This is a genomic window from Geobacter sp. PheSNFMC, from assembly GCF_059620965.1.
Genome location: NZ_JCAMRN010000010.1, coordinates 34,541 through 54,632 on the forward strand (window position 1 = coordinate 34,541; position 20,092 = coordinate 54,632).

Consider the following 20,092-nt stretch of genomic DNA (forward strand, 5'->3'; position numbering starts at 1 on the left):
ATCTACATGTTTCATAAAGTTCTGATTGCAAATCGCGGCGAAATCGCCCTGAGGGTCATCCGGGCCTGCAAGGAGCTGGGAATCAAGACTGTTGCCGTCTACTCGACAGCGGACAAGGATTCGCTCCACGTGAAGCTCGCGGATGAGAGCGTCTGCATCGGCCCCGCGCCGAGCCTGCAAAGCTATCTCAATATCAACGCCATTATTTCGGCTGCCGAGTTGACCGATGCCGAGGCGATCCACCCCGGCTACGGCTTTCTTTCGGAAAATGCCGCCTTTGCTGAGATCTGCGAAAACTGCGGCATAACCTTCATTGGCCCTTCCTCGCAGAGCATGCGCATCATGGGCGACAAGATCAGCGCCCGGCAGGCGGTGATCAAGGAGGATGTACCGATCCTGCCCGGCACCAAGGAGGGGGTTAACGACGTCAACGAGGCGGTGAAGATCGCCAAGAAAATCGGCTTCCCCGTCATCATCAAGGCGACTGCCGGCGGCGGCGGCCGGGGGATGAAGATCGTACACTCCCCGGCGGCCCTCCCCAATGCCTTTGCCACGGCCCGCGCCGAGGCCCAGGCCGGTTTCGGCAACCCCGAGGTCTACATCGAGAAGTACTGTGAGAAGCCGCGTCACGTCGAGATACAGGTCATGGCCGACAAGCACGGCAACGTGATCCACCTGGGTGAGCGGGATTGCTCCATCCAGCGCCGTCACCAGAAGATCATCGAGGAGTCGCCCTGCCCGGTCATGACTCCTGCACTCCGCAAGGCCATGGGTGATGCGGCTGTTCGCGCGTCCAAGGCCGTGGGGTACGACAGTGTCGGCACCGTTGAGTTCCTGGTGGACAAGGACCTCAACTTCTATTTCATGGAGATGAATACCCGGGTGCAGGTGGAGCATCCGGTGACCGAAATGGTGACCGGCATCGACATCGTCCGGGAGCAGATCCGTTCCGCGGCCGGTCTCAAGCTCCGTTACAAGCAGAGCGACGTGAAGCTGCACGGCCACGCCATCGAGTGCAGGATCAATGCCGAGGATCCGGTGAAGTTCACCCCGTCGCCGGGCAAGATCGTCGGCTACCATACCCCGGGCGGCCTGGGGGTGCGGATCGATTCCTTTGTCTATGATCAGTATTCCGTGGTTCCCCATTATGACTCGCTCATCGCGAAGCTGATCGTCCACGCCGAAACCCGGGAGGATGCCATCCGCCGCATGGCCCGGGCCCTTGACGAGTACATCATTGAGGGCATCAAGACCACGATCCCTTTCCACAAGAGGATTATGGACAACAAAGACTTCATGGAGGGGAACGTCGACACCGGCTTCCTCGAGCGAATCGTGCTGGAGTAGGGCATGGATTTTCCTGAAGAGCTCAAGTACAGCAAGGAACACGTCTGGGTCAGGGAAGAGGGGGATCGGGCGGTCATCGGGCTGACCGATTACGCCCAGGATGCCCTGGGCACCGTCAGTGCCATAGAACTGCCCACGGTGGGAGATGAACTGGAGCAGGAGGATTCCTTTGGTTCCCTTGAGGCACGTAAGACCGCGTCGGAGCTTTACGCCCCCATCAGCGGGACGGTGCTGGAGGTAAACGAGGAACTGGACGCTGCCCCGGAGATCGTCAACGACGACCCCTATGACGGGGGGTGGATTGCAGTGGTCTCACTCGATGACCCTGAAGAGCTCAAGTCGCTCCTGTCGGCGGAGGATTACGCAGAGTACGTGAGCCAGGCCGACGAAGACGAAGAATAACCAACAGCGGCGTTTCAGCCCGCTGGCAAAGGCGAGATACCCATCTCGCCTTTGTTTTTGACCAGAACCGGAGCACGCAATGCCACTGACACTCGGCCATATTGTCTATGCCAACTGTACGCCCATTTTCACTGCTCTGCGGGGCCTCGGCCACTCTCCCGATTACCGGATCGTGACGGGGGTGCCTGCCCAGCTCAACCGACTTCTCGCCCATGGCGGGATCGACGTCTGCCCCTCGTCATCCATCGAATACGCCACCCATCCCGACCGCTACGTGATCCTGCCCGACCTTTCCATCAGCGCGGTGGGGCCGGTCAAGAGCGTCATGCTCTTTTCCCGCGTACCCATCGAGCAACTGGATGGCGCCACCATTGCCATGACCACGGAGTCCGACACATCGGTCAATCTTTTAAAGATAATCCTGGGCCTGTTCCACCGGTTCACCAATCGGTTCCAGCGGACCGACCTCCCGCTGAAGGAGGCGCTGGAAGCCCATCCAGGTCTGCTGCTCATCGGCGACAAGGCCCTTCGGGCGGTTCTCGACGGCACTGCCCCCCACGTCTATGACCTGGGTGAGCTGTGGTACCGGTTCACGGGACTTCCGTTCGTGTTTGCCCTCTGGCTGGTCCGCCGTGAAGCTGCGGAGTCGCAGCGGGATGAGGTGGTCCGGCTGGGCGCCGACCTGCTCGCGGCAAAACTGATCTCCTACGAGTCCTATCCCGCCATTGCGGCAGAGGCGCCGGAACGCAACTGGATCGGCGAGGAGCAGCTTGTCGACTACTGGCGAACCATTTCCTACGATCTGACGCCCGCTCACCTGGACGGGCTGCGTCTCTTCTTTCGCCATGCGGCTGAACTCGGTTCCATTGCATCGGCTCCGGAAATTCGTCTGTTTTCTTGAGGATAGTTGGCATATGAATTGCTGAATAAATATTCATGACTCAGACTTCATTGACCGGCTCCCGTTGGCTCGATTCGGTGGCCAGGCGACTCAAACATCTGCGCGAAGGGCTCAAGTCTCCGGAATCCGGGCGTTTAGAAGAATACAAGGCACGCGCTCTTCTCGTGGTCAAGTGCCGTTGGCTGCTCCTGGCGCTTGTGGGCACCTACTGCCTCGTTGCGGGAAGTACGTATTATGTCAGTCGTATCGGTCTCTTTTTGTCACCGTCTCAGGTGATGTTCCTCGTGATCACCGCTTCGTCGGTGGTTGCCTACAATCTTCTGCTTCATCTCTTTCACCAGCGGATCATCTGGTGCTTCAGATTCATCAACATCATTCAGATTCTCCTCGACCTGTTCCTGGTAACGGTTCTCATTCACCTCAGCGGCGGTGCCTCCAGTTGGTTCTGGCCGGTCTATCTCATTGTTACCATCGAAGCCGCATTCCTGATTGAGGGAAAGCGTGAAGTCTGGCTCGTGGGGGCGTTCGGCGGCATTCTCTACGGGGCATTGCTTGGTCTGGAGCATGCCGGCGTCATCCCGAACGTCCCCATGCCCTTCGTGGAACCGGGGCTCCAGCGGGATCCTCACTACCTTCTTCTGGTCTGGCTCTGGGTGTCGCTACTCAACGCGGCTGCAGCCGTCATCGGCTCCTACTTCATGTCAGTGATCGAGCGCGAGTCGGAAGCGACGAGGCAGAGCGAAGAGCGGCTCATGGGCTTCCTCGATACGGCCAACGATCTGATCCTGAGCTTTTCTCCCGAAGGCCGGCTTCTCTATGTGAACGAGGCGTGGCAGCAGGTTCTCGGCTATACGGCAGAGGAGGCGAAGAAACTTTCCTTCTTCGGCATCATTCATCCCGACAGCCGTGAGCGATGCAATGCGGAGCTGGAGCGGATCCTCGCCGGCGATGTGCTCAGTCCGCTTGAAGCAACGCTGGTTGCCAAGGGAGGGCGATCCATCATTGTCGAGGGCAGCCTGACCTGTGGTGTCGATGGTGAAGGCTCCACCGCCGTGTGGGGCATCTGCCGGGACATCACCGAGCGCAAGCAGGTGGAGGAACAGCTCTACCGCCTCGCCCATCACGATACCCTGACCGGGCTCCCCAACCGCATCCTCTTCCTGGACCGCCTTCAGCAGGCAAAGGCCCATGCCAATCGATACCGGCGTCATGTGGCGCTCATGTTTCTCGACCTGGACCGTTTCAAGATCATTAACGACACCCTTGGTCATCCGGTGGGCGACAAGCTTCTTCAGGAGGTGGCGAAGCGCCTTGTGGACTGCGTGCGGGAGGTTGATACCGTGGCGCGCATCGGCGGTGACGAGTTTACCGTCGTGCTCGTGAACATCGACTCCGACGAGGACGTGAAGCGGGTAGCCAAGAAAATACTCAAGTCCCTGTCCGTCCCGTTCATGGTGGACAGCTTCGAGCTCTACATCACCACGAGCATCGGCATTGCCCTGTATCCCGGCGACGATGACAATCTGGACAATCTGGTCAAGAAGGCCGACATCGCCATGTACCATGCAAAGGGTGAGGGGAGAAACACCTTCAAGTTCTACGTCCCCAAGATGGACGCCAACGCGGACAAGCGGCTGCTTCTTGAAACCAGTCTGCGCAAGGCGCTGGATAATGAAGAATTCCGGGTCTACTATCAGCCCAAAGTCGACATCCTGACCAAAAGGATCACCGCCATGGAGGCCCTGCTGCGCTGGCAGCATCCGACGCTCGGCCTTGTGGCCCCGTCGGAATTCATCCCCCTGGCCGAGGAGACGGGGCTCATCGTTCCCATCGGCGAATGGGTGCTGCGCGCCGCCTGTCTCCAGAACCGCAAGTGGCTCGAGATGGGGCTTCCGCCCATGAGGGTGGCGGTCAACCTGTCCGGCTACCAGTTCCAGCAGCCTAACCTGTTGGACATTATTCGCGCCGTGCTGGCTGATACCCGTCTTGATCCCGGGCTTCTGGAGCTGGAGATAACCGAGAGCGTCATCATGCAGAACCCTGACTTTGCCGTGGCGGTCCTGGCAGAGATCAGGGAGCTGGGCATCCATATCTCCATTGACGATTTCGGCACCGGCTACTCGTCTCTGGCCCACCTGAAGCGTTTCTCCATCAGTACCCTGAAGATCGACAAGTCATTCGTGCGCGACGTGGAGATCAATTCAGCCGATGCCGCCATTGCCACGGCGATCATTGCCATGGGGAACAGCCTCAACCTTAAGGTTATCGCCGAGGGAGTGGAAACCGAGGGGCAGTTGTCGTTTCTGTCCGAAAACAAGTGCGACGAGGTTCAGGGGTTTCTGTTCAGCACACCCATGCCTTCGGAGGATGTGGCCGATTTTCTTCGGGGCAGGACCAACCTGGTGGCGCCTGTCAGTCTGAAATCAGACCCGTAACGAGCAGGTAGTCGTCGAGGATCTTTCGATGATCGAAACAGAGCGTGGCGGGGAGTTTGTTTGATGGGAAAACCGCGAGCCCGGCCGCGTCGTCGCCCGCCCGGGGCGTGCCCTGTGCGGAGGCGATGAAAACGGTGGATATGGTGTGCCGGCGGGCGTCGCGCCGGGGGTCGGAATAGCACCCCAGGAGCCTGAGGCCTGAGATGCGGAGAGATGTCTCCTCCCATGCCTCGCGGACAGCCGCGGCCTCAAGGGTCTCCCCGTAGTCCACGAATCCTCCCGGCAGTGCCCATCCCAGTGGTTCGTTTTTTCGTTCAATGAGGACAATGCCATCGGGCGTTTCGATGATGATGTCGACCGTGGGGACGGGATTACGGTATGCGCGGACTTTTGCCCCGCAACGGGGACAGGAGAGGTACTCGAAGGGCATGGCGTCCTCCGGGGAAATGAAAAGGGGAGGAATCGCTTCCTCCCCCTTCGGTGCCGTTGCGTCCGTCCGGCTTACTTCTTCTTGCCGCCGGAGGCCTTCTTGGAGGCCTTGAGCGGGTTGATCCTGAGGTCATCGCCCTTTATCTCGACCTTCGCATGGGTGGCGAAGTTACAGATGCCGCCCACCCACTTTTTGCCCGGAGCCGGGTAGGCACTGCAGACCTTGCCGATGGTCCCCTCGACGATCCGTTCGCACCCTTCGCAGTTCTCAACCACGTTTTGGCAGGAACCGCCGGTGAAGATGCAACCTTGTTTTCCCCAAAAGGTACACTCGGTACCGGGAAGTACCGTTTGACACAGCATCCTGAATCCTCCTAACAAGTGTTTTTTCCGTAAACCCGTGTAGTATCAAATCTAGCAATTTCAAAAGAATAAAGTCAACGGAAAAATCCCGCTGCCACAGGGATTGCGAAGCCTTTCGGGGCGTGCGTCAGGCGGCCGTGCCCGTGGGACGCATCTGAAAATCTCCGTGGCCATCCCGGCCGCGGGGTTGACTCCCCACAGGGTATGTATTACCCTTTGGAGGCCGGTAAATCAAGGCATCCACGGCTCGGTGGCGGCCATGCTCCCAGGGGAGGGACTTCATGCATCGCATTACCTTCGGCACTTCCGGTTGGCGCGGCATTCTCTGCGAGGATTTCACCTTCGAGAACGTGAAGGTGGTGACTCAGGCCATTGCCGACCATGTGAAAGCAGTAGGCGAACAGGACAAGGGGATCATCGTCGCCTATGACACCCGATTCATGGGAGAGCGTTTCGCCAAGGAAACGGTCCGCGTCCTGGCCGGTGCCGGCATCAAGGCCTATTTCTGCCGGCGCGACACGCCGACGCCGGTCATTTCCTTCGAGATCCTGCGCCGCGGGACTGCGGGGGCGGTCAATTTTACCGCAAGCCATAACCCGCCCGAATACAACGGGATCAAGTTTTCTCCGTCCTGGGGCGGGCCGGCGTTGCCTGAGACCACCGGCGACATCGAGCGGCGGGCCAACGAAATGATGGGTGAGGTCTGTTACCGTGAGATGGCCCTTGACGAGGCGGTAAGGGCGGGGCTGCTGGAGGAGATCGATCCCCGGGAGGAGTACCTGAAGGCCCTGGAGTCCAAGGTCGACTTCGACGCCATCGGCCGTCTCGGTTCCGTTGCCGTGAACGCCCTCTACGGGACCGGCCGGGGGTATCTGGATGAGCCTCTGATGGCGCGAGGCGTGGGCGTAAAGGCGATCAACATGCATCGCGACCCCTATTTCGGGGGGTTTCCGCCCGAACCATCCGAGAAGTATATCCAGGATTTTATCCGACTCGTGAAGGATGATCCGGCCGTAGGGCTGGGGATCGCCACTGACGGCGATGCTGACCGCTTCGGTATCGTGGATGGCGATGGCACCTTTATCGAGCCGAACTACATCATTGCGCTGCTGTTCGACTATCTGGTCCGGGTGAGGAAGATGACCGGCGCGGTGGCCCGCAGCGTGGCAACGTCCCACCTCGTGGACGCGGTGGCAAAGAAGCACGGCATCGAAGTCATCGAGACGCCGGTGGGCTTCAAGTATATTGGCGAGCTGATCAGCCAGGACCGGATCATTATCGGTGGAGAAGAGAGCGCCGGCCTTTCCATCAAGGGCCACGTTCCCGAGAAGGATGGCATTCTCGCCTGTTTCCTGGTGGCAGAAATGGTCGCCCGGGAGGGGTTGTCCGTGAAAGCATTGCTGGCAAGGCTCTATGAGGAGGTCGGGACCTTTGTGACAAAACGGGAGAACATTACCCTTTCTCCTGCCGTGGAAGAGGGCTACGCTGAAAAGCAGCGCCAGGCGCCCGATTCCTTTGCCGGTCTGAAGGTGACGCAAAAGGTTGCCGTGGACGGCAGCAAGTTCATCCTTGAGGACGGCAGTTGGCTGCTGTTCCGCAAATCAGGGACCGAGCCGGTGGTTCGCCTGTACGGCGAGGCGTCCAGCGAGGAGAAGCTCGTGGCGGTCATGGCTGCCGGGAAACAGTTCATCCTCGGCTAAAACGCTGACGAACAGACAAACGGACGGTGCAACGGCGCCCATCCGCCCCAGGCGGCGGGGCGCCTTTTATCTTTGTCGGGTGAAAACGGAGTATTGAATACCTGACAATTTTGCTATAGTATTATCAAGCGATGACTACAATCCGAGGAGGAATCCATGTGGGATTACACTGAGAAGGTTCGGGAGCACTTCCTGAATCCCAGAAACGTTGGAGAGATACCCGATGCGGATGCGGTGGGCGAGGTGGGAAGCCTTGCCTGCGGTGATGCGCTCAAGCTCTATATCAAACTTGACGAGGCCAAGGAGAAGATCGTCGACGCAAAGTTCCAGACCTTTGGTTGTGCCAGCGCCATTGCATCGTCGTCGGCCCTGACCGAGATCATCAAGGGCAAGACCCTTGACGAGGCCCTGGCGACCACCAACCAGGAGATCGCCGAATTTCTGGGAGGGCTTCCCGAGGAGAAGATGCACTGTTCGGTCATGGGGCAGGAGGCCCTTGAGGTGGCAATCGCCAAATACCGAGGCGGTCCGGTGCCGACTCACCATGACCACGGTCACGAAGAGGCCGGGGGCGAGATCGTCTGCAAGTGCTTCGGCCTGACCGATGTCTTCCTGCGCAAGGTGATCGAGACCAACAAGCTGACCACCGCCGAGCAGGTGACCCATTTCACCAAGGCCGGCGGAGCATGCGGCGGTTGTATCCCGAGAATCAAGGAGATCATCAACGAGGTTCTGGGCGCCAAGCCGGCGGAAGAGCACAGACGGCCCGAAAAGTTGACCAACCTCCGCAAGATGCAGCTTATCCAGGAGACCCTGGAGAAGGAGATCCGACCCCAGCTCTGGGCCGACGGCGGAGATCTTGAGCTGATAGACATTGCCGGCAGCGAAGTGCAGATTGCATTCCGCAAGGCGTGCGCCGGGTGCGCCGCTTCGGGCAATACCGCCAAGTTCGTGGAGATGAAGCTGCGCGAGCTTGTGGCCGAGGACATCACTGTCACGGAGGTGGAGGGATGAAGGAGATCTACCTGGACAACAACGCCACCACCAAAGTGGACGAGGCTGTTTTCGAGGAGATGCGTCCCTATTTCTGTGACCTCTACGGCAACCCCAGCTCCATGCACTATTTCGGCGGCCAGGTCCAGAGGAAGGTGGACGAGGCCCGGAACCGGGTCGCTGCGCTCCTGGGCGCCCTGCCCGAAGAGATCATCTTCACGGCCTGCGGTACCGAGAGCGACAACGCGGCCATCCGTTCGGCCCTTGAGGTCTTTCCGGAGCGCCGTCACATCATTACCACCCGGGTGGAGCATCCGGCGGTCCTGACCCTCTGCCGTAACCTGTCCAAGCGGGGGTACCGGGTCACCGAACTGGGTGTTGACGGGGAAGGCCGGCTGGACCTGGATGAACTGCGGAGCGTGATTGACGAGGATACCGCCGTGGTATCGGTCATGTGGGCCAATAACGAAACGGGCGTGATCTTCCCGGTTGAGGAGATCAGCGGGATCGTCAAGGAGAAAGGAAAGGGTGCGCTGTTCCATACCGACGCGGTTCAGGCCGTGGGGAAAATCCCCATCAACATGGCCACGTCGTGCATCGACATGCTTTCCATTTCGGGACACAAGCTCCATGCCCCCAAAGGCACGGGGGTTCTTTATCTGCGCAAAGGGGTACCGTTCAGGCCGTTCATGGTTGGCGGGCACCAGGAGCACAGCCGCCGGGCCGGCACCGAAAACACCGCAGGCATCATCGCCCTCGGCAAGGCATGCGAGCTGGCAGGCCACTGGATGGAAGACGAAAATACGCGGGTCAGGGCCCTGCGCGACCGGCTCCAGGCCGCGCTGCTCGACCTGATTCCCCGGGCCAGGATCAACGGGGGCGAAGCAGAACGGCTCCCCAATACCCTCTCCATTGCCTTCGAGTTCGTGGAAGGGGAGGCGATCCTCATGCTGATGTCCGAGAAGGGGATCTGCGCATCGTCGGGGAGCGCCTGCACCTCCGGCTCCCTTGAGCCGTCCCACGTGCTGCGGGCCATGGGGGTTCCGTTCACCTGCGCCCACGGTTCCATCCGGTTCTCGTTATCTCGTTTCACCACCGACGGAGAGATCGACACCATAATCCGCGAGTTGCCGCCCATCATCCGGCGGTTGCGGGAAATGTCGCCCTTTGGCCGGGAGTTTCTCAACGCCTGATCCGTCCGGCACGTTGCAGCAGGAAAGAGAAAGGGGGACCGTCACTGACGTGTCCCCCTTTCTCTTTTTCAGACAGTTTGTGCATTGGCCGGGCAGCCCGGGCAGTGAGCCCAGGGCGCCGACTTATTTCTTGCAGGCATCCGGGTCCTTGCAGACCTCGATCAGGGCCTCAAGGGCGTTGGTGACGGTGAGGATTCCGACCAGCCGGTCGTCGTCGTCCACCACCAGGACGCCATTGAGCTTGCGATCGTGGAGAAGCTGGGCCGCCGCGGTCAGGTCGGTATCGGGTTTTACCTTGTACGGTTTCGGATTCATGGCCTCGGTGACCGGCGTCTTGGAAAGGATGTAGTGGACCTCCCAGGTGTCCAGCGACGTGGCCTTGGACGGTCTGAAATCCGCCACCATCTTTTCGGTGAGGATTCCCACGATCGTTTCCTTGTCCATTACCGGCACCCGGCGGATGTTCTTTTCCTTCATCAGATGGATCGCCTCGATGACCGTGGCGTCCTTTTCGATGGTGACGGGGTTCTTCGTCATCCAGGTTCCTACTTTAGTCATGTCAGTATCCTCCTCTGGTTGCCTCTACATTCCCAGGAATGCTTTTTTCACATGTTCGTCGTTCAGGAGGGCCTCGCCGGTGCCGGAGAGGACAACCCTGCCGGTCTCCAGGACATAGGCCCTGTGGGCGATCCTGAGCGACTGGAAGACGTTCTGCTCCACGAGGAGGATGGTGACCCCCTGCTTGTTGATCTCGGTGATGATCTCGAAGATGAACTTGACCAGGAGCGGTGCGAGACCGAGGGACGGCTCGTCCAGGAGCAGAAGCTTCGGGTTCGTCATCAGCCCCCGGGCAATGGCGAGCATCTGCTGCTCGCCGCCGCTCATGGTGCCGCCCAACTGTTTCGCCCGCTCCTTGAGCCGGGGGAAGAGGCCGAAGACCCGGTCCACGTTGGCCTCCCGGTCGCCGCGGGTGCTCTTGAGATAGGAGCCCATGCGCAGGTTTTCGAGAACCGTCATTTCCGGGAAGATCTTCCGTCCCTCGGGTACCTGGACGATCCCCTGTTCCACCACCTCGTGGGATTCCAGTTTGGTGAGGTCGGTGCCGTTGAAGGTGAGGGTGCCCGAGTCGGGTTTCACGAGCCGTGAAATGTTCTTGAGGGTGGTGGACTTGCCGGCGCCGTTGGAGCCGACAACAGTGACGATTTCACCTTCCTTGACCTCCAGGTCGATGTCCCAGAGGACCTTGAGGTCACCGTAGCTGAAATTGAGTTTTTCTATCGTGAGCATGGCATATCCTTTGTCGGAACAGTGAAATCAGTGCTCGGAGCCCAGGTAGGCCTCAACCACCGCCTGGTTATTGACGATCTCCTCCGGCGTTCCTTCGGCCAGCTTTTCGCCTGAGTTGAGGACCACGATGCGCTCGGAGATCCTCATGATCGCCTTCATGTCGTGCTCGATGACCATCTGGGTGATCCCGCCGCGTTTCTTGATGTCGAGGATCAACTGGATGATTTCCTCGCTCTCGGCCGGGTTCAGTCCTCCCATGACCTCGTCAAGGAGCAGCATTTTGGGCTGGGTGGCGAGAACGCGGGCCACCTCCAGCTTTTTCCGCTCGCCGATGGGGAGCCCGCCGGCAAGGAAGTCGGACTTGTGATCCAGTCCCACGACCTTGAGCTGCTCGTGGGCAATCTCGCGGGCAACCTTGAGGGAGCCGGTCCGGCAGAGGGCGCCGACCATGACGTTGTCGAGCACCGAGAGCTTGGCCAGGGGCCGGACTTTCTGCCAGGTGCGGACCATGCCGAGCTTGCAGACCCTGTCGGGTTCCATGCCGTTGATCTTCCTGCCGTCGAAGATCACGTCGCCCCGCGACGGGGGGTAATAGCCGGTAATGCAGTTGAACAGGGTGGTCTTGCCGGCGCCATTGGGGCCGATCAGCCCCATGATCATCCCCTCCTCCATGGAGAAGGAGACGTCCGAATTGGCGGCGAGACCGCCGAAGAATTTGCTGACGTGCTTTATTTCCAGTATCGCCATGGGATTGACCTCACATCGCCTTTTTCTTGGTGAGTTTCTTGACGTAGCCCAGGACGCCGTCGGGCATGAAGAGGATGACCACCACCACCAGGATGCCGTAGATCAGGGCATGGGCGTGGGCCAGGTGCTCCTTGAGGAGGATGCCGAAGCCGGACTCCTCGCTGGCCAGGCCGATTTTGAAGATCCCCTGGGCGATCAGGTTGCTGCGCAGGGCCTCCGACAGGGGAACCAGCACCAGAGATCCCACCACCGGCCCCCAGATGGTGCCGATGCCGCCGATGATGCAGATGAGGACGATCTGCACCGAGATGTCCAGGGCGAGCACCGTGGGGGGATCGATGAAGCCGATGTAAATGGCGTAGAAGCTGCCGGCCAGCGACGTGAATGCTGCCGAGATGGCCAGGGCGATGTTCTTGTAGATGGAAAGGTTGATCCCGAGAGAATGGGCCGCATCCTGGTCCTCGCGGATGGCCTGGAAGTAGTAGCCGAGCTTGGAGTGCTGCACCAGGTAGGTGACTGCGATGGTCAGGATGGCGATCACCAGGCCGATGTAATAGAAGGGGACCTTGGAGAGAAAGTCGGTGATTACTGTTTCCCCCAGGGTGAAGGGGGGGATGTCCGTGGCCAGGATCCCCTCGGCCCCGTTGGTCAGATTTTTCAGGTTCATGGCGCAGAGGCGCATGATCTCGGCCACGGCAATGGACGCGAGAACAAAGTAGGGTCCCCGGAGCCGGAAGCAGATGCTGCCGATGATCAGGGAAACCACCAGTGCCACGATGATGCCGGCGATCATCCCGTACCAGGGGGGGATCTCCTTGAACTGCATCAGGATCATGGTGGTATAGGCGCCGGCCCCGAAGTAGGCGGCGTGGCCCACCGAGTACTGTCCCGCGTAGCCGCCGACGATGTTCCAGCTCTCCCCCATGATGGTGCTGAGGAAGAAGAGGATCATGATGTGGAGGGCGTAGGGGCTCTCCACTGCCTTGGGAAAGAGGAAGAGGCCCGCGAGAATGACCACCCCGAGGATGATCGACACCGGCGAGGCTCCGCGCGTATTGGTTATCAGAGCATTGATCTGTCTCATGTCAGTCGGACCCCGCTACATTTTGGATTTGCCGAGCAGACCCGCCGGCTTGAAGAGCAGCACCAGGAGGAAGAGGACGAACACGACCACGTCCTTCCAGCCGGATGAGATGTAGACGGCTCCCAGGGACTCCGCCACCCCGATGATGACGCCGCCTATGGTAGCTCCCACGATGCTCCCCATGCCGCCGAGAACCGTGATGACGAACGCCTTGAGGGTGAAGGTGCTCCCGATCTGCGGGAAGATGTAGTAGGTGGGGGACACGAGCGCGCCGGCCGTGCCGGCCAGGGCCGCTCCCATGCCGAAGGCCAGGATCGACATCCGCTTCACGTTGATCCCCATGAGCTGGGCCGCCTCCCGGTCCTGGGCCGTGGCCCGGATCGCCTGGCCCGTATCGGTCCTCATCAGGAACCAGTAGAGAAGCAGCGTTATCGCCGCGGTGATCAGGAAGGAGATGGCCAGCGGCCACGAGATGGAGATGGCGCCGATATTGAAGCTGCTCGACGAATAGGGTGTGGTCAGTATCTTGTAGTCTGACGTATAGATGAACATCATCGTGTTGCTCATGATCAGTCCCAGGCCGATGGTGAGCAGGATCTGGTTCTGGGGCAGGGCACCGAGCACGCGGTTGATGAATGTTTTCTGGAGAAAGGCTCCGAAGAGGAACATGAGCGGGATGGTGAAGGCGATGGAGGCGAACGGATCGACCCCCGCCAGGGTAAAGAAGTTATAGGTCAGGTACATGCCGATCATCATGATGTCGCCGTGGGCGAAGTTGATGACCCGCATGACACCGAAGATGATGGTGAGCCCTATGCCGATCAGGGCATAGACGCCGCCGATCAGGATACCGCTGATGAGCGATTGGAGGAAAATGGTCATGGATAGCTCCGGGTAAAAAATCTGGTTCACGCATCAAGGGCCAAGGGACGGAACGATGGAAAACCTCCATTCCGGCCCTTGACCCTTGACCTGCCTCAGTGGTCCTTCAGACTATTTCCAGCCGGGGAACGGATACACGGCCTTCTTGGTGGCGAACTTGGCCGGGTAGACCGTCTCGTACTTGCCGTTCAGGATCTGCTGAACCAGCATCTGGTGGTTGTTCTGGTTGGTGAAGCCGGCGTAGTCCTCGAACTTGACATCACCCATGATGCCGTTCCACTTGCCGGCCTTGAGCCCGGCGCGGGTCTTTTCCCGGTCGCCGTTGGCAGCGGCCGCGGTCTGGGCCATGATCATCATGGCTTCGTAGGCGCAGGCGGCGTGGTAGGTGGGTTCCTTGCCGAACTTGGCCTTGTAGCGCTTGGCAAAGTCCGCGGCTCCCGGCCAGTTCACGTCGTCGGTCCACTGGGTGCAGGAGAGCACATAGTTGGAGATAGCCTTCTCGTTGGCAAACTGTGACGTGGTGAAGCCGGCGCCGCCACCCAGGAATGCCTGGGGCTTGAGGCCGATTTCACGGGACTGGCGCATGAGGAGGATGGCGTCGGCCACGTAGGAAACCATGAAGACCAAGTCGGGGTTCTTTGCCTTGACCTTTGTCAGGGTGGAGCGGTAGTCGGGAGACCCCTTGGAATAGGACTCGTCGGCAACGATCTGGATACCCTTCTTGGCCACATACTCTTTGGCGGCCTTGACCGTGGATGTGCCGAAATCGGTGTTCTCATAGATGAAGGCGATGGTTTTCGGCTTGCCGAGACCGGTGGCCGCGTCGATGAGGCTCGCCGCATACTGGTCGGCCGGGGCATTCAGGCGGTAGACCCACTTGAGGCCCTGGCGGGTGATCTCCTCCTTGGCGGCCGCAGGCACGAGCAGCGGCACTTTGTAGCGCTCGGCAAGCTTCGACACGGCATTGGAGCAGGCGGAGGTGTAGGGGCCGACCACGCCGGCCACGCCGTCGCGGGTGGCGAGCTTTTCCATGGCGCTCATGGCGATCTGGGGCTTGCCGGTGTCGTCTTCCCAGACGAGATCGGCGTTGATTCCTTTCTTTTTCAGGTCCTCCTGGGCCAGCTTGATGCCGTTGGTCAGGTTCTCGCCGATGGGGGCCTCGGGGCCGGTCATGGAGTTGATGACCCCGATCTTTACGTTGGCTGCCATGGCAAGGCCGGGAATGGCCAATGCGGCTGCCAGCACGCATGAGACAAGCTTCTTCATCATGTTCTGCCTCCTTGTGTGGGTAGTGACTGACACTATGTTATAATAACACTCCAAAAAAACATTTCCAGATCAGGCCGTTAGGGTGCCTGATCGATAAGCTGGCACTCAGCGCGGCATTTCGTAAATGTGAGATGGTGTTTTATTTTAAGCAACTACAATGCCACTCCGTAAACGTTTTGTAACCTATCGATTTGTCGTTGCCGGTCCTGGTGCAAACATTCTTTTGCCAATCATAACGGATGGCGAGTGGCTGAAATTGGCCACCAGCAAGTGGCGAAAATTGGCCAATTACCACCATCCCGTTGACTTGGATGCATGGCCTCGCTAGAGTGCGAGCATATACACTTTCACCAGTCTGCCGCCAAGACTGCGCGAGCAACGGGGAGGAATCGCCGGAACATGGGTTATCGCAATCTGCAGGAATGTGTGAAGGAACTGGAACGGACCGGCCAGTTGATCAGGATCGACGTGGAAACCGATCCGTACCTCGAAATCGGCGCCATCCAGCGCCGCGTCTACCATGCGGAGGGGCCGGCCCTCCTGTTCACGCGGGCGAAGGGGTGCCGCTTTCCCCTGTTGGGGAACCTGTTCGGCACCATGGACCGCACTACCTTCATCTTCCGAGACACCCTGCGCGTCATTGAGCGTCTCGTGGCTCTCAAGATCAATCCCACGGCACTCCTGCGGGATCCCGTGGGGCACCTCGGCATTCCCCGGGCGGCGCTTCACCTTCTGCCGCGCCAGGTATCGGACGGGCCGATTCTCGCCAATCACGCAACCATCGATCAACTTCCTCCTTTGGTTTCCTGGCCCAAGGACGGCGGGCCTTTTGTGACGCTGCCCCAGGTCTATTCCGAAAGCCCGGGCCGGCCCGGATTCCGCTTCTCCAACCTGGGAATGTACCGCGTTCAACTTTCGGGGAACGAGTATGCGCCGAACCAGGAGGTCGGAATCCACTACCAGATCCATCGGGGGATCGGCGTCCACCATGCCGAGGCGATCGCCCGGGGTGAGCCCCTGAAGGTGAGCGTCTTCGTGGGCGGGGCACCCTCCATGGCCGTGGCGGCGGTCATGCCGCTCCCCGAGGGGCTGCCGGAACTTTCCTTTGCCGGGCTCCTGGCCGGACGCCGCATCGACATGATCTGCCGCCCCGACCGCCTTCCCCTTCCGGCTGAGGCGGATTTCGTCATCACCGGCACCATCGACCCGAACCGGACGCTCCCCGAGGGTCCCTTCGGCGATCACCTGGGGTATTACAGCCTCGCCCATCCGTTCCCGGTCCTCACGGTCGAGAACGTGTACCATCGTGCCGACGCCATCTGGCCCTTCACCACCGTCGGCCGCCCTCCCCAGGAGGACACCACCTTCGGCGCCTTTATCCATGAACTGACCGGCGCCCTGATCCCCGAGGTGCTTCCCGGGGTGAAGGCGGTTCATGCCGTGGACGCGGCCGGGGTCCATCCCCTGCTGCTGGCCGTGGGCTCAGAACGCTACGTTCCCTATGAAGAGGAACGCACCCCCCGGGAGCTTCTCACCATTGCCAGCGCCATCCTGGGCAACGGCCAGCTCTCCCTGGCCAAGTACCTCTTCATCGCCCCCCATGAGGACGAGCCCCCCGACATCCACGACATCGACGGTTTTATCCGCTTTGCCCTGGAGCGGGCCGACTGGCGGCGCGACCTTCACTTCCATACCCGCACCACCATCGACACGCTCGACTATTCGGGCACGGGCCTGAACGAGGGGTCAAAGGTCATCGTCGCGGCGGCAGGTCCACCAAGGCGTGAACTGCCCGGCGAGCTACCTGTCGGGCTGCGCCTTCCCGACGGGTTTAGCGCGCCCCGGGTCTGCTTCCCCGGCGTTCTGGCGGTGCAGGGCCCCGCCTTCCCCGGCTACCGCGACTGCGTTACCCCGGACATGGAGCGCTTCTGCGCGGGCATCTCCGTCGACGATCCCCTCAACCGCTTTCCCCTGGTGGTCATCGTGGACGACAGCGATTTTGCCGCCCGGACCCTCAATAATTTCCTCTGGGTCACCTTTACCCGCTCCAATCCCGCAGCGGACATCCACGGCATCGGCGCCTCGGTCCGCTGCAAGCACTGGGGGTGCGACGGCGCACTGGTCATCGATGCCCGCACCAAGCCGCACCATGCGCCGCCCCTGGAGGATGTCCCCGAGATTGAACGGCGGGTCGATGAGCTTGGTGCCCCCGGAGGTCCGTTGCACGGCATCATCTGAGCAGCGTTCGATGGCTGCCCATGGCGGGAGGTGTTTCGTGGCACGATACCTCTGCATGGCGATTCTCTTCCTTCTGCTGGGTCCGGGGCGCTCGATGGCCTTCACGGCCCATCAGGTGACGACCGAGGCCCGAATCGCGTTTGAGCAGATTCTCGATCTGTGGCGGGCGGAGGATCTGGAGCGGCTGTACGGGCGCCTCGATCATCCGGTGGCATGGGGATGGGACTACTTTGCCGAGCGCATGGTCTACGCTTCCCGGGTCCCGGCCTGCTGCTGGGAAAAGCTCCAGGATGTATCCGTAGCGGCCCGTGATGCCGACCATGTGGTCATCAATGCCACGGTCGGCTTCGAGGTGGAAGGGGTCGGGACCAGGTTCGTCACCCGCGATTTTCACCTGCGACGGATCGACGGCATCTGGAAGCTCCCCATGAAGGACGTCCTCACCCTTTCCGAATATAATTTTCAGCGCATCCCCAGGAAAATCTACTGGCGGACACCCTGAGCCGCTGTCTGAACAGCCGGAAGCGCATCCGGGCGGACGAAGGCGGAAGCCGTCCCTTGCCGCCCAATTCAGTCGATTGACGCGGCAGCCAAAACGGGGTATCGTCAAAAGTCCTCGGGGAGTTCCCCCGGGGGTTTTTGCTTTTGGCCGAGGGCGCATCCTGGCCGGTGGAGGTGCAATGGAACAGCAGATGTATGACGTCCTCATCGTGGGGGGCGGTCCGGCAGGGATCGCCTGCGCCTACCTGTGTCACAGAAACGATCTCTCCTATCTCCTCATCGAACAGGGAAAGAGTGTTTTTCAGGGAATCGCCAACACCTACCCCGAAGGGAAGAACGTCTACCCGTCTCGGCCCAAGGAGAGCCCCGAACCGTTCCTGGTGGAAGAGCTCCGCCCGCCCGACAAGCCGGTGGCCGTGGAAAAGTACATCCAGTACGTGCAGCACTTTGTCCAGCACGAGAACCTGAATATCCGGGCCGAGGTCCAGTTCGAGGATCTTAAAGACGCCCGCGATCACCTCATCGTCCAGACCTCTGTGGGGAATTTCACCGCCCGCAAGGTGGTCCTGGCCTTCGGCAGCAGCATTCCCCGCGAACTTTCCGTCTACGGCGACGCCAAGATGGTGGCCAAGACCCTGGATGACCCGAAGAAGTACGTGGGGGCCCGGACCCTGGTCATCGGCGGCGGCAACACGGCGGCGGACGTGATCATCTCCATCCTCAGGGCCAAGCGCGAGGCCGGGGACACCCAGTCGGTCTACTGGGCCCATGTGGCGGAAAAATTCGACGTGAACAAGGAGACCGCCCAGCGCCTGGGGGAGGAGATCCTCCTGGGTGGCAACATCAGGCTGCTTCCCGGTGCCATCCCCCGCATCGGCGAGGTGGACCAGGAGGGGGTCGACCGGCTCGTAATCCGGGTGAACGAGTTCACCCAGCCCGACGGCATCGAGATCTACCATGCCATGAGCTTCCCCATGAAGAGCGTCATTGCCTGCATCGGCTCCCAGGGACCGCTTCCCATCTTCGACAAGATCGGGGTCCAGACCATTGCCTGCGCCGAAGGAGTCTGCACCGTGGCCAAAGAGGGGGACCGGCTCATCCTGCTCAACGCCGAGTTCGAGTCGACCCGCAAGGGGGTCTACGTCATCGGCGGCGCCATCTCACCCTCGTTCATGAAGATCAGCGGCGGCAGCATCCAGGAGCAGAAGCATCCCAACCTGATCTACACCGCCATCAACGACGCCTTCCACGTGGTGGAGGCCGTCAAGAGGAAGCTTGCCTGATGCCCCACCGGATCAGGATACTGTCCGAGATACTCACCAACAAGATCGCTGCCGGCGAGGTGGTGGAACGCCCCGCGTCGGTGGTGAAGGAACTGGTGGAGAACGCCCTGGATGCCGGCTGCGGCGAGATCATCGTGGAGATCGAGGGGGGAGGGCGGCGCCTCATCCGGATCACCGACGACGGCTGCGGCATGTCGCGGGAAGACGCCCTCATGGCCCTGGAGCGCCACGCCACCAGCAAGATCGCCACGGATGACGACCTGTTCTCCCTGGCCACGCTCGGCTTCCGCGGAGAGGCGCTCCCCTCCGTGGCCTCGGTCTCCCGCTTCACCCTCGCCACCCGCGAGCGGGGGAGCATCGAAGGAACCGAGATCTACGCCGAAGGGGGAAAGATCCGCGAGGTGAAGGCCTGCGGCATGGCCGAGGGGACCGTGGTCTCGGTCCGCAATCTCTTCTTCAATACCCCGGCCCGTCTCAAGTTCATGAAGAGTGTCGAGACCGAGGGGGGCCACGTGGCAGATCTGGTCACCCGGCTGGCCCTTTCCCGCCCAGAGGTTCGCTTTACCTGCGTGAGCGACGGCAAGACACTGTTCCGGGCCCTGGACGGCACCCTGAGGGACCGGGTGGCCGCACTTCTGGGCAAGACCGTGGCTGCGGCCCTCCACCCCGTTGAGCTGGCCACCGAGGGGGTGCGGGTGACCGGACTCGTGGCCCGCCCGGATGTGAGCCGTTCCGCGGCATCGCACCTCTACACCTACATCAATGGTCGCTTCATCCGCGACCGCGTCGTGCAGCACGCCGTGCTCCAGGCCTATCGCAACTTCCTGGAGCGGGGCCGCTACCCGGTGGTGGTTCTCTTTATCGAGGTGTCTCCCGGCGAAGTGGACGTGAACGTCCACCCCACCAAGCACGAGGTCCGCTTCAGGCAGCAGGGGATCGTGCACGATGTGATCCAGGGCGCCGTGGAGGAGACGCTCCGGCTCACGCCCTGGATCCGCCGCTCCGAGTCACCCGTTGTTGCGCCGCCGGCGGCGCCCC

The 20,092-nt window shown here is 60.8% G+C and carries 19 protein-coding genes; 11 read left to right on the top strand and 8 right to left on the bottom strand.

Going from position 1 to position 20,092, the window contains the following annotated elements; all coding sequences use genetic code 11:
• Positions 1-6: 6 nt before the first annotated feature.
• The 4 genes from accC (at position 7) to AC6CDK_RS03755 (ending at position 5,085) form a co-directional block, all read left to right on the top strand.
• The gene (gene accC / locus AC6CDK_RS03740; protein ID WP_039644061.1) at positions 7-1,347 is read left to right on the top strand and encodes an acetyl-CoA carboxylase biotin carboxylase subunit; all 1,341 of its coding nucleotides are present in this window, start codon (positions 7-9) and stop codon (positions 1,345-1,347) included.
• A 3-nt stretch (positions 1,348-1,350) separates the two neighbouring features.
• Positions 1,351-1,749, top strand: coding sequence for a glycine cleavage system protein GcvH (gcvH, locus tag AC6CDK_RS03745; RefSeq protein WP_039644063.1), 399 nt, complete (start codon positions 1,351-1,353; stop codon positions 1,747-1,749).
• A gap of 79 nt (positions 1,750-1,828) precedes the next feature.
• Positions 1,829-2,650: a menaquinone biosynthesis protein gene (locus tag AC6CDK_RS03750; protein WP_039644065.1), complete on the top strand. Its 822-nt coding sequence runs from the start codon at positions 1,829-1,831 to the stop codon at positions 2,648-2,650.
• Between the two features lie 35 nt (positions 2,651-2,685).
• Complete coding sequence (locus tag AC6CDK_RS03755; RefSeq protein WP_066357288.1) at positions 2,686-5,085, top strand: putative bifunctional diguanylate cyclase/phosphodiesterase; 2,400 nt, start codon at positions 2,686-2,688, stop codon at positions 5,083-5,085.
• Here the strand turns inward: AC6CDK_RS03755 and AC6CDK_RS03760 are convergent.
• Together AC6CDK_RS03760 and AC6CDK_RS03765 are read right to left on the bottom strand one after the other, a co-directional pair.
• On the bottom strand, positions 5,063-5,515 hold the full coding sequence (locus AC6CDK_RS03760; protein WP_039644069.1) for an NUDIX domain-containing protein: 453 nt from the start codon (positions 5,513-5,515) through the stop codon (positions 5,063-5,065). The two genes, AC6CDK_RS03755 and AC6CDK_RS03760, sit on opposite strands and share 23 nt — an antisense overlap.
• Before the next feature lie 71 nt (positions 5,516-5,586).
• Positions 5,587-5,877, bottom strand: a complete 291-nt coding sequence (locus tag AC6CDK_RS03765; protein WP_039644071.1) for a PxxKW family cysteine-rich protein — start codon at positions 5,875-5,877, stop codon at positions 5,587-5,589.
• A gap of 281 nt (positions 5,878-6,158) precedes the next feature.
• Between AC6CDK_RS03765 and AC6CDK_RS03770 the strand changes: the two genes are divergently transcribed.
• From AC6CDK_RS03770 to nifS, 3 genes are all read left to right on the top strand, one after another.
• Positions 6,159-7,577, top strand: coding sequence for a phosphoglucomutase/phosphomannomutase family protein (locus AC6CDK_RS03770; RefSeq protein ID WP_039644073.1), 1,419 nt, complete (start codon positions 6,159-6,161; stop codon positions 7,575-7,577).
• Between the two features lie 156 nt (positions 7,578-7,733).
• Positions 7,734-8,591, top strand: coding sequence for a Fe-S cluster assembly protein NifU (gene nifU, locus AC6CDK_RS03775; RefSeq protein ID WP_039644075.1), 858 nt, complete (start codon positions 7,734-7,736; stop codon positions 8,589-8,591).
• Positions 8,588-9,763 (top strand): cysteine desulfurase NifS, encoded by a 1,176-nt coding sequence (gene nifS, locus AC6CDK_RS03780; RefSeq protein WP_039644076.1) that lies wholly within the window; start codon positions 8,588-8,590, stop codon positions 9,761-9,763. The genes nifU and nifS overlap by 4 nt, the downstream gene beginning before the upstream one ends.
• 123 nt (positions 9,764-9,886) lie before the next feature.
• Here nifS and AC6CDK_RS03785 read toward each other — a convergent pair whose 3' ends face one another.
• The 6 genes from AC6CDK_RS03785 to AC6CDK_RS03810 all read right to left on the bottom strand — a co-directional run bounded on the left by AC6CDK_RS03785 (position 9,887) and on the right by AC6CDK_RS03810 (position 15,032).
• On the bottom strand, positions 9,887-10,321 hold the full coding sequence (locus AC6CDK_RS03785; RefSeq protein ID WP_039644078.1) for a CBS domain-containing protein: 435 nt from the start codon (positions 10,319-10,321) through the stop codon (positions 9,887-9,889).
• A 24-nt stretch (positions 10,322-10,345) separates the two neighbouring features.
• Entirely contained in the window at positions 10,346-11,050 is a 705-nt protein-coding gene (locus AC6CDK_RS03790; RefSeq protein WP_039644080.1) for an ABC transporter ATP-binding protein, read from the bottom strand.
• Positions 11,051-11,077: 27 nt separating this feature from the next.
• The gene (locus AC6CDK_RS03795) at positions 11,078-11,797 is read right to left on the bottom strand and encodes an ABC transporter ATP-binding protein (RefSeq protein WP_039644082.1); all 720 of its coding nucleotides are present in this window, start codon (positions 11,795-11,797) and stop codon (positions 11,078-11,080) included.
• Positions 11,798-11,807: 10 nt separating this feature from the next.
• A complete protein-coding gene (locus AC6CDK_RS03800) occupies positions 11,808-12,881 on the bottom strand; it encodes a branched-chain amino acid ABC transporter permease (protein ID WP_039644085.1) in 1,074 nt (357 codons plus the stop codon).
• Positions 12,882-12,896: 15 nt separating this feature from the next.
• Entirely contained in the window at positions 12,897-13,763 is an 867-nt protein-coding gene (locus tag AC6CDK_RS03805; RefSeq protein WP_039644087.1) for a branched-chain amino acid ABC transporter permease, read from the bottom strand.
• Between the two features lie 111 nt (positions 13,764-13,874).
• Positions 13,875-15,032, bottom strand: a complete 1,158-nt coding sequence (locus AC6CDK_RS03810) for an ABC transporter substrate-binding protein (protein ID WP_039644089.1) — start codon at positions 15,030-15,032, stop codon at positions 13,875-13,877.
• A 399-nt stretch (positions 15,033-15,431) separates the two neighbouring features.
• On the opposite strand from AC6CDK_RS03810, the gene AC6CDK_RS03815 reads away from it, so the two are divergent.
• The 4 genes from AC6CDK_RS03815 to mutL form a co-directional block, all read left to right on the top strand.
• Complete coding sequence (locus tag AC6CDK_RS03815) at positions 15,432-17,270, top strand: UbiD family decarboxylase (RefSeq protein ID WP_039644091.1); 1,839 nt, start codon at positions 15,432-15,434, stop codon at positions 17,268-17,270.
• Between the two features lie 37 nt (positions 17,271-17,307).
• Entirely contained in the window at positions 17,308-17,772 is a 465-nt protein-coding gene (locus AC6CDK_RS03820) for a hypothetical protein (protein ID WP_039644093.1), read from the top strand.
• A 178-nt stretch (positions 17,773-17,950) separates the two neighbouring features.
• The gene (locus tag AC6CDK_RS03825) at positions 17,951-19,054 is read left to right on the top strand and encodes an NAD(P)-binding domain-containing protein (RefSeq protein ID WP_039644094.1); all 1,104 of its coding nucleotides are present in this window, start codon (positions 17,951-17,953) and stop codon (positions 19,052-19,054) included.
• Positions 19,054-20,092 (top strand): DNA mismatch repair endonuclease MutL (gene mutL, locus AC6CDK_RS03830; protein ID WP_496639720.1); only part of this gene is annotated, 1,039 nt, incomplete at its 3' end. The genes AC6CDK_RS03825 and mutL, both read left to right, overlap by 1 nt.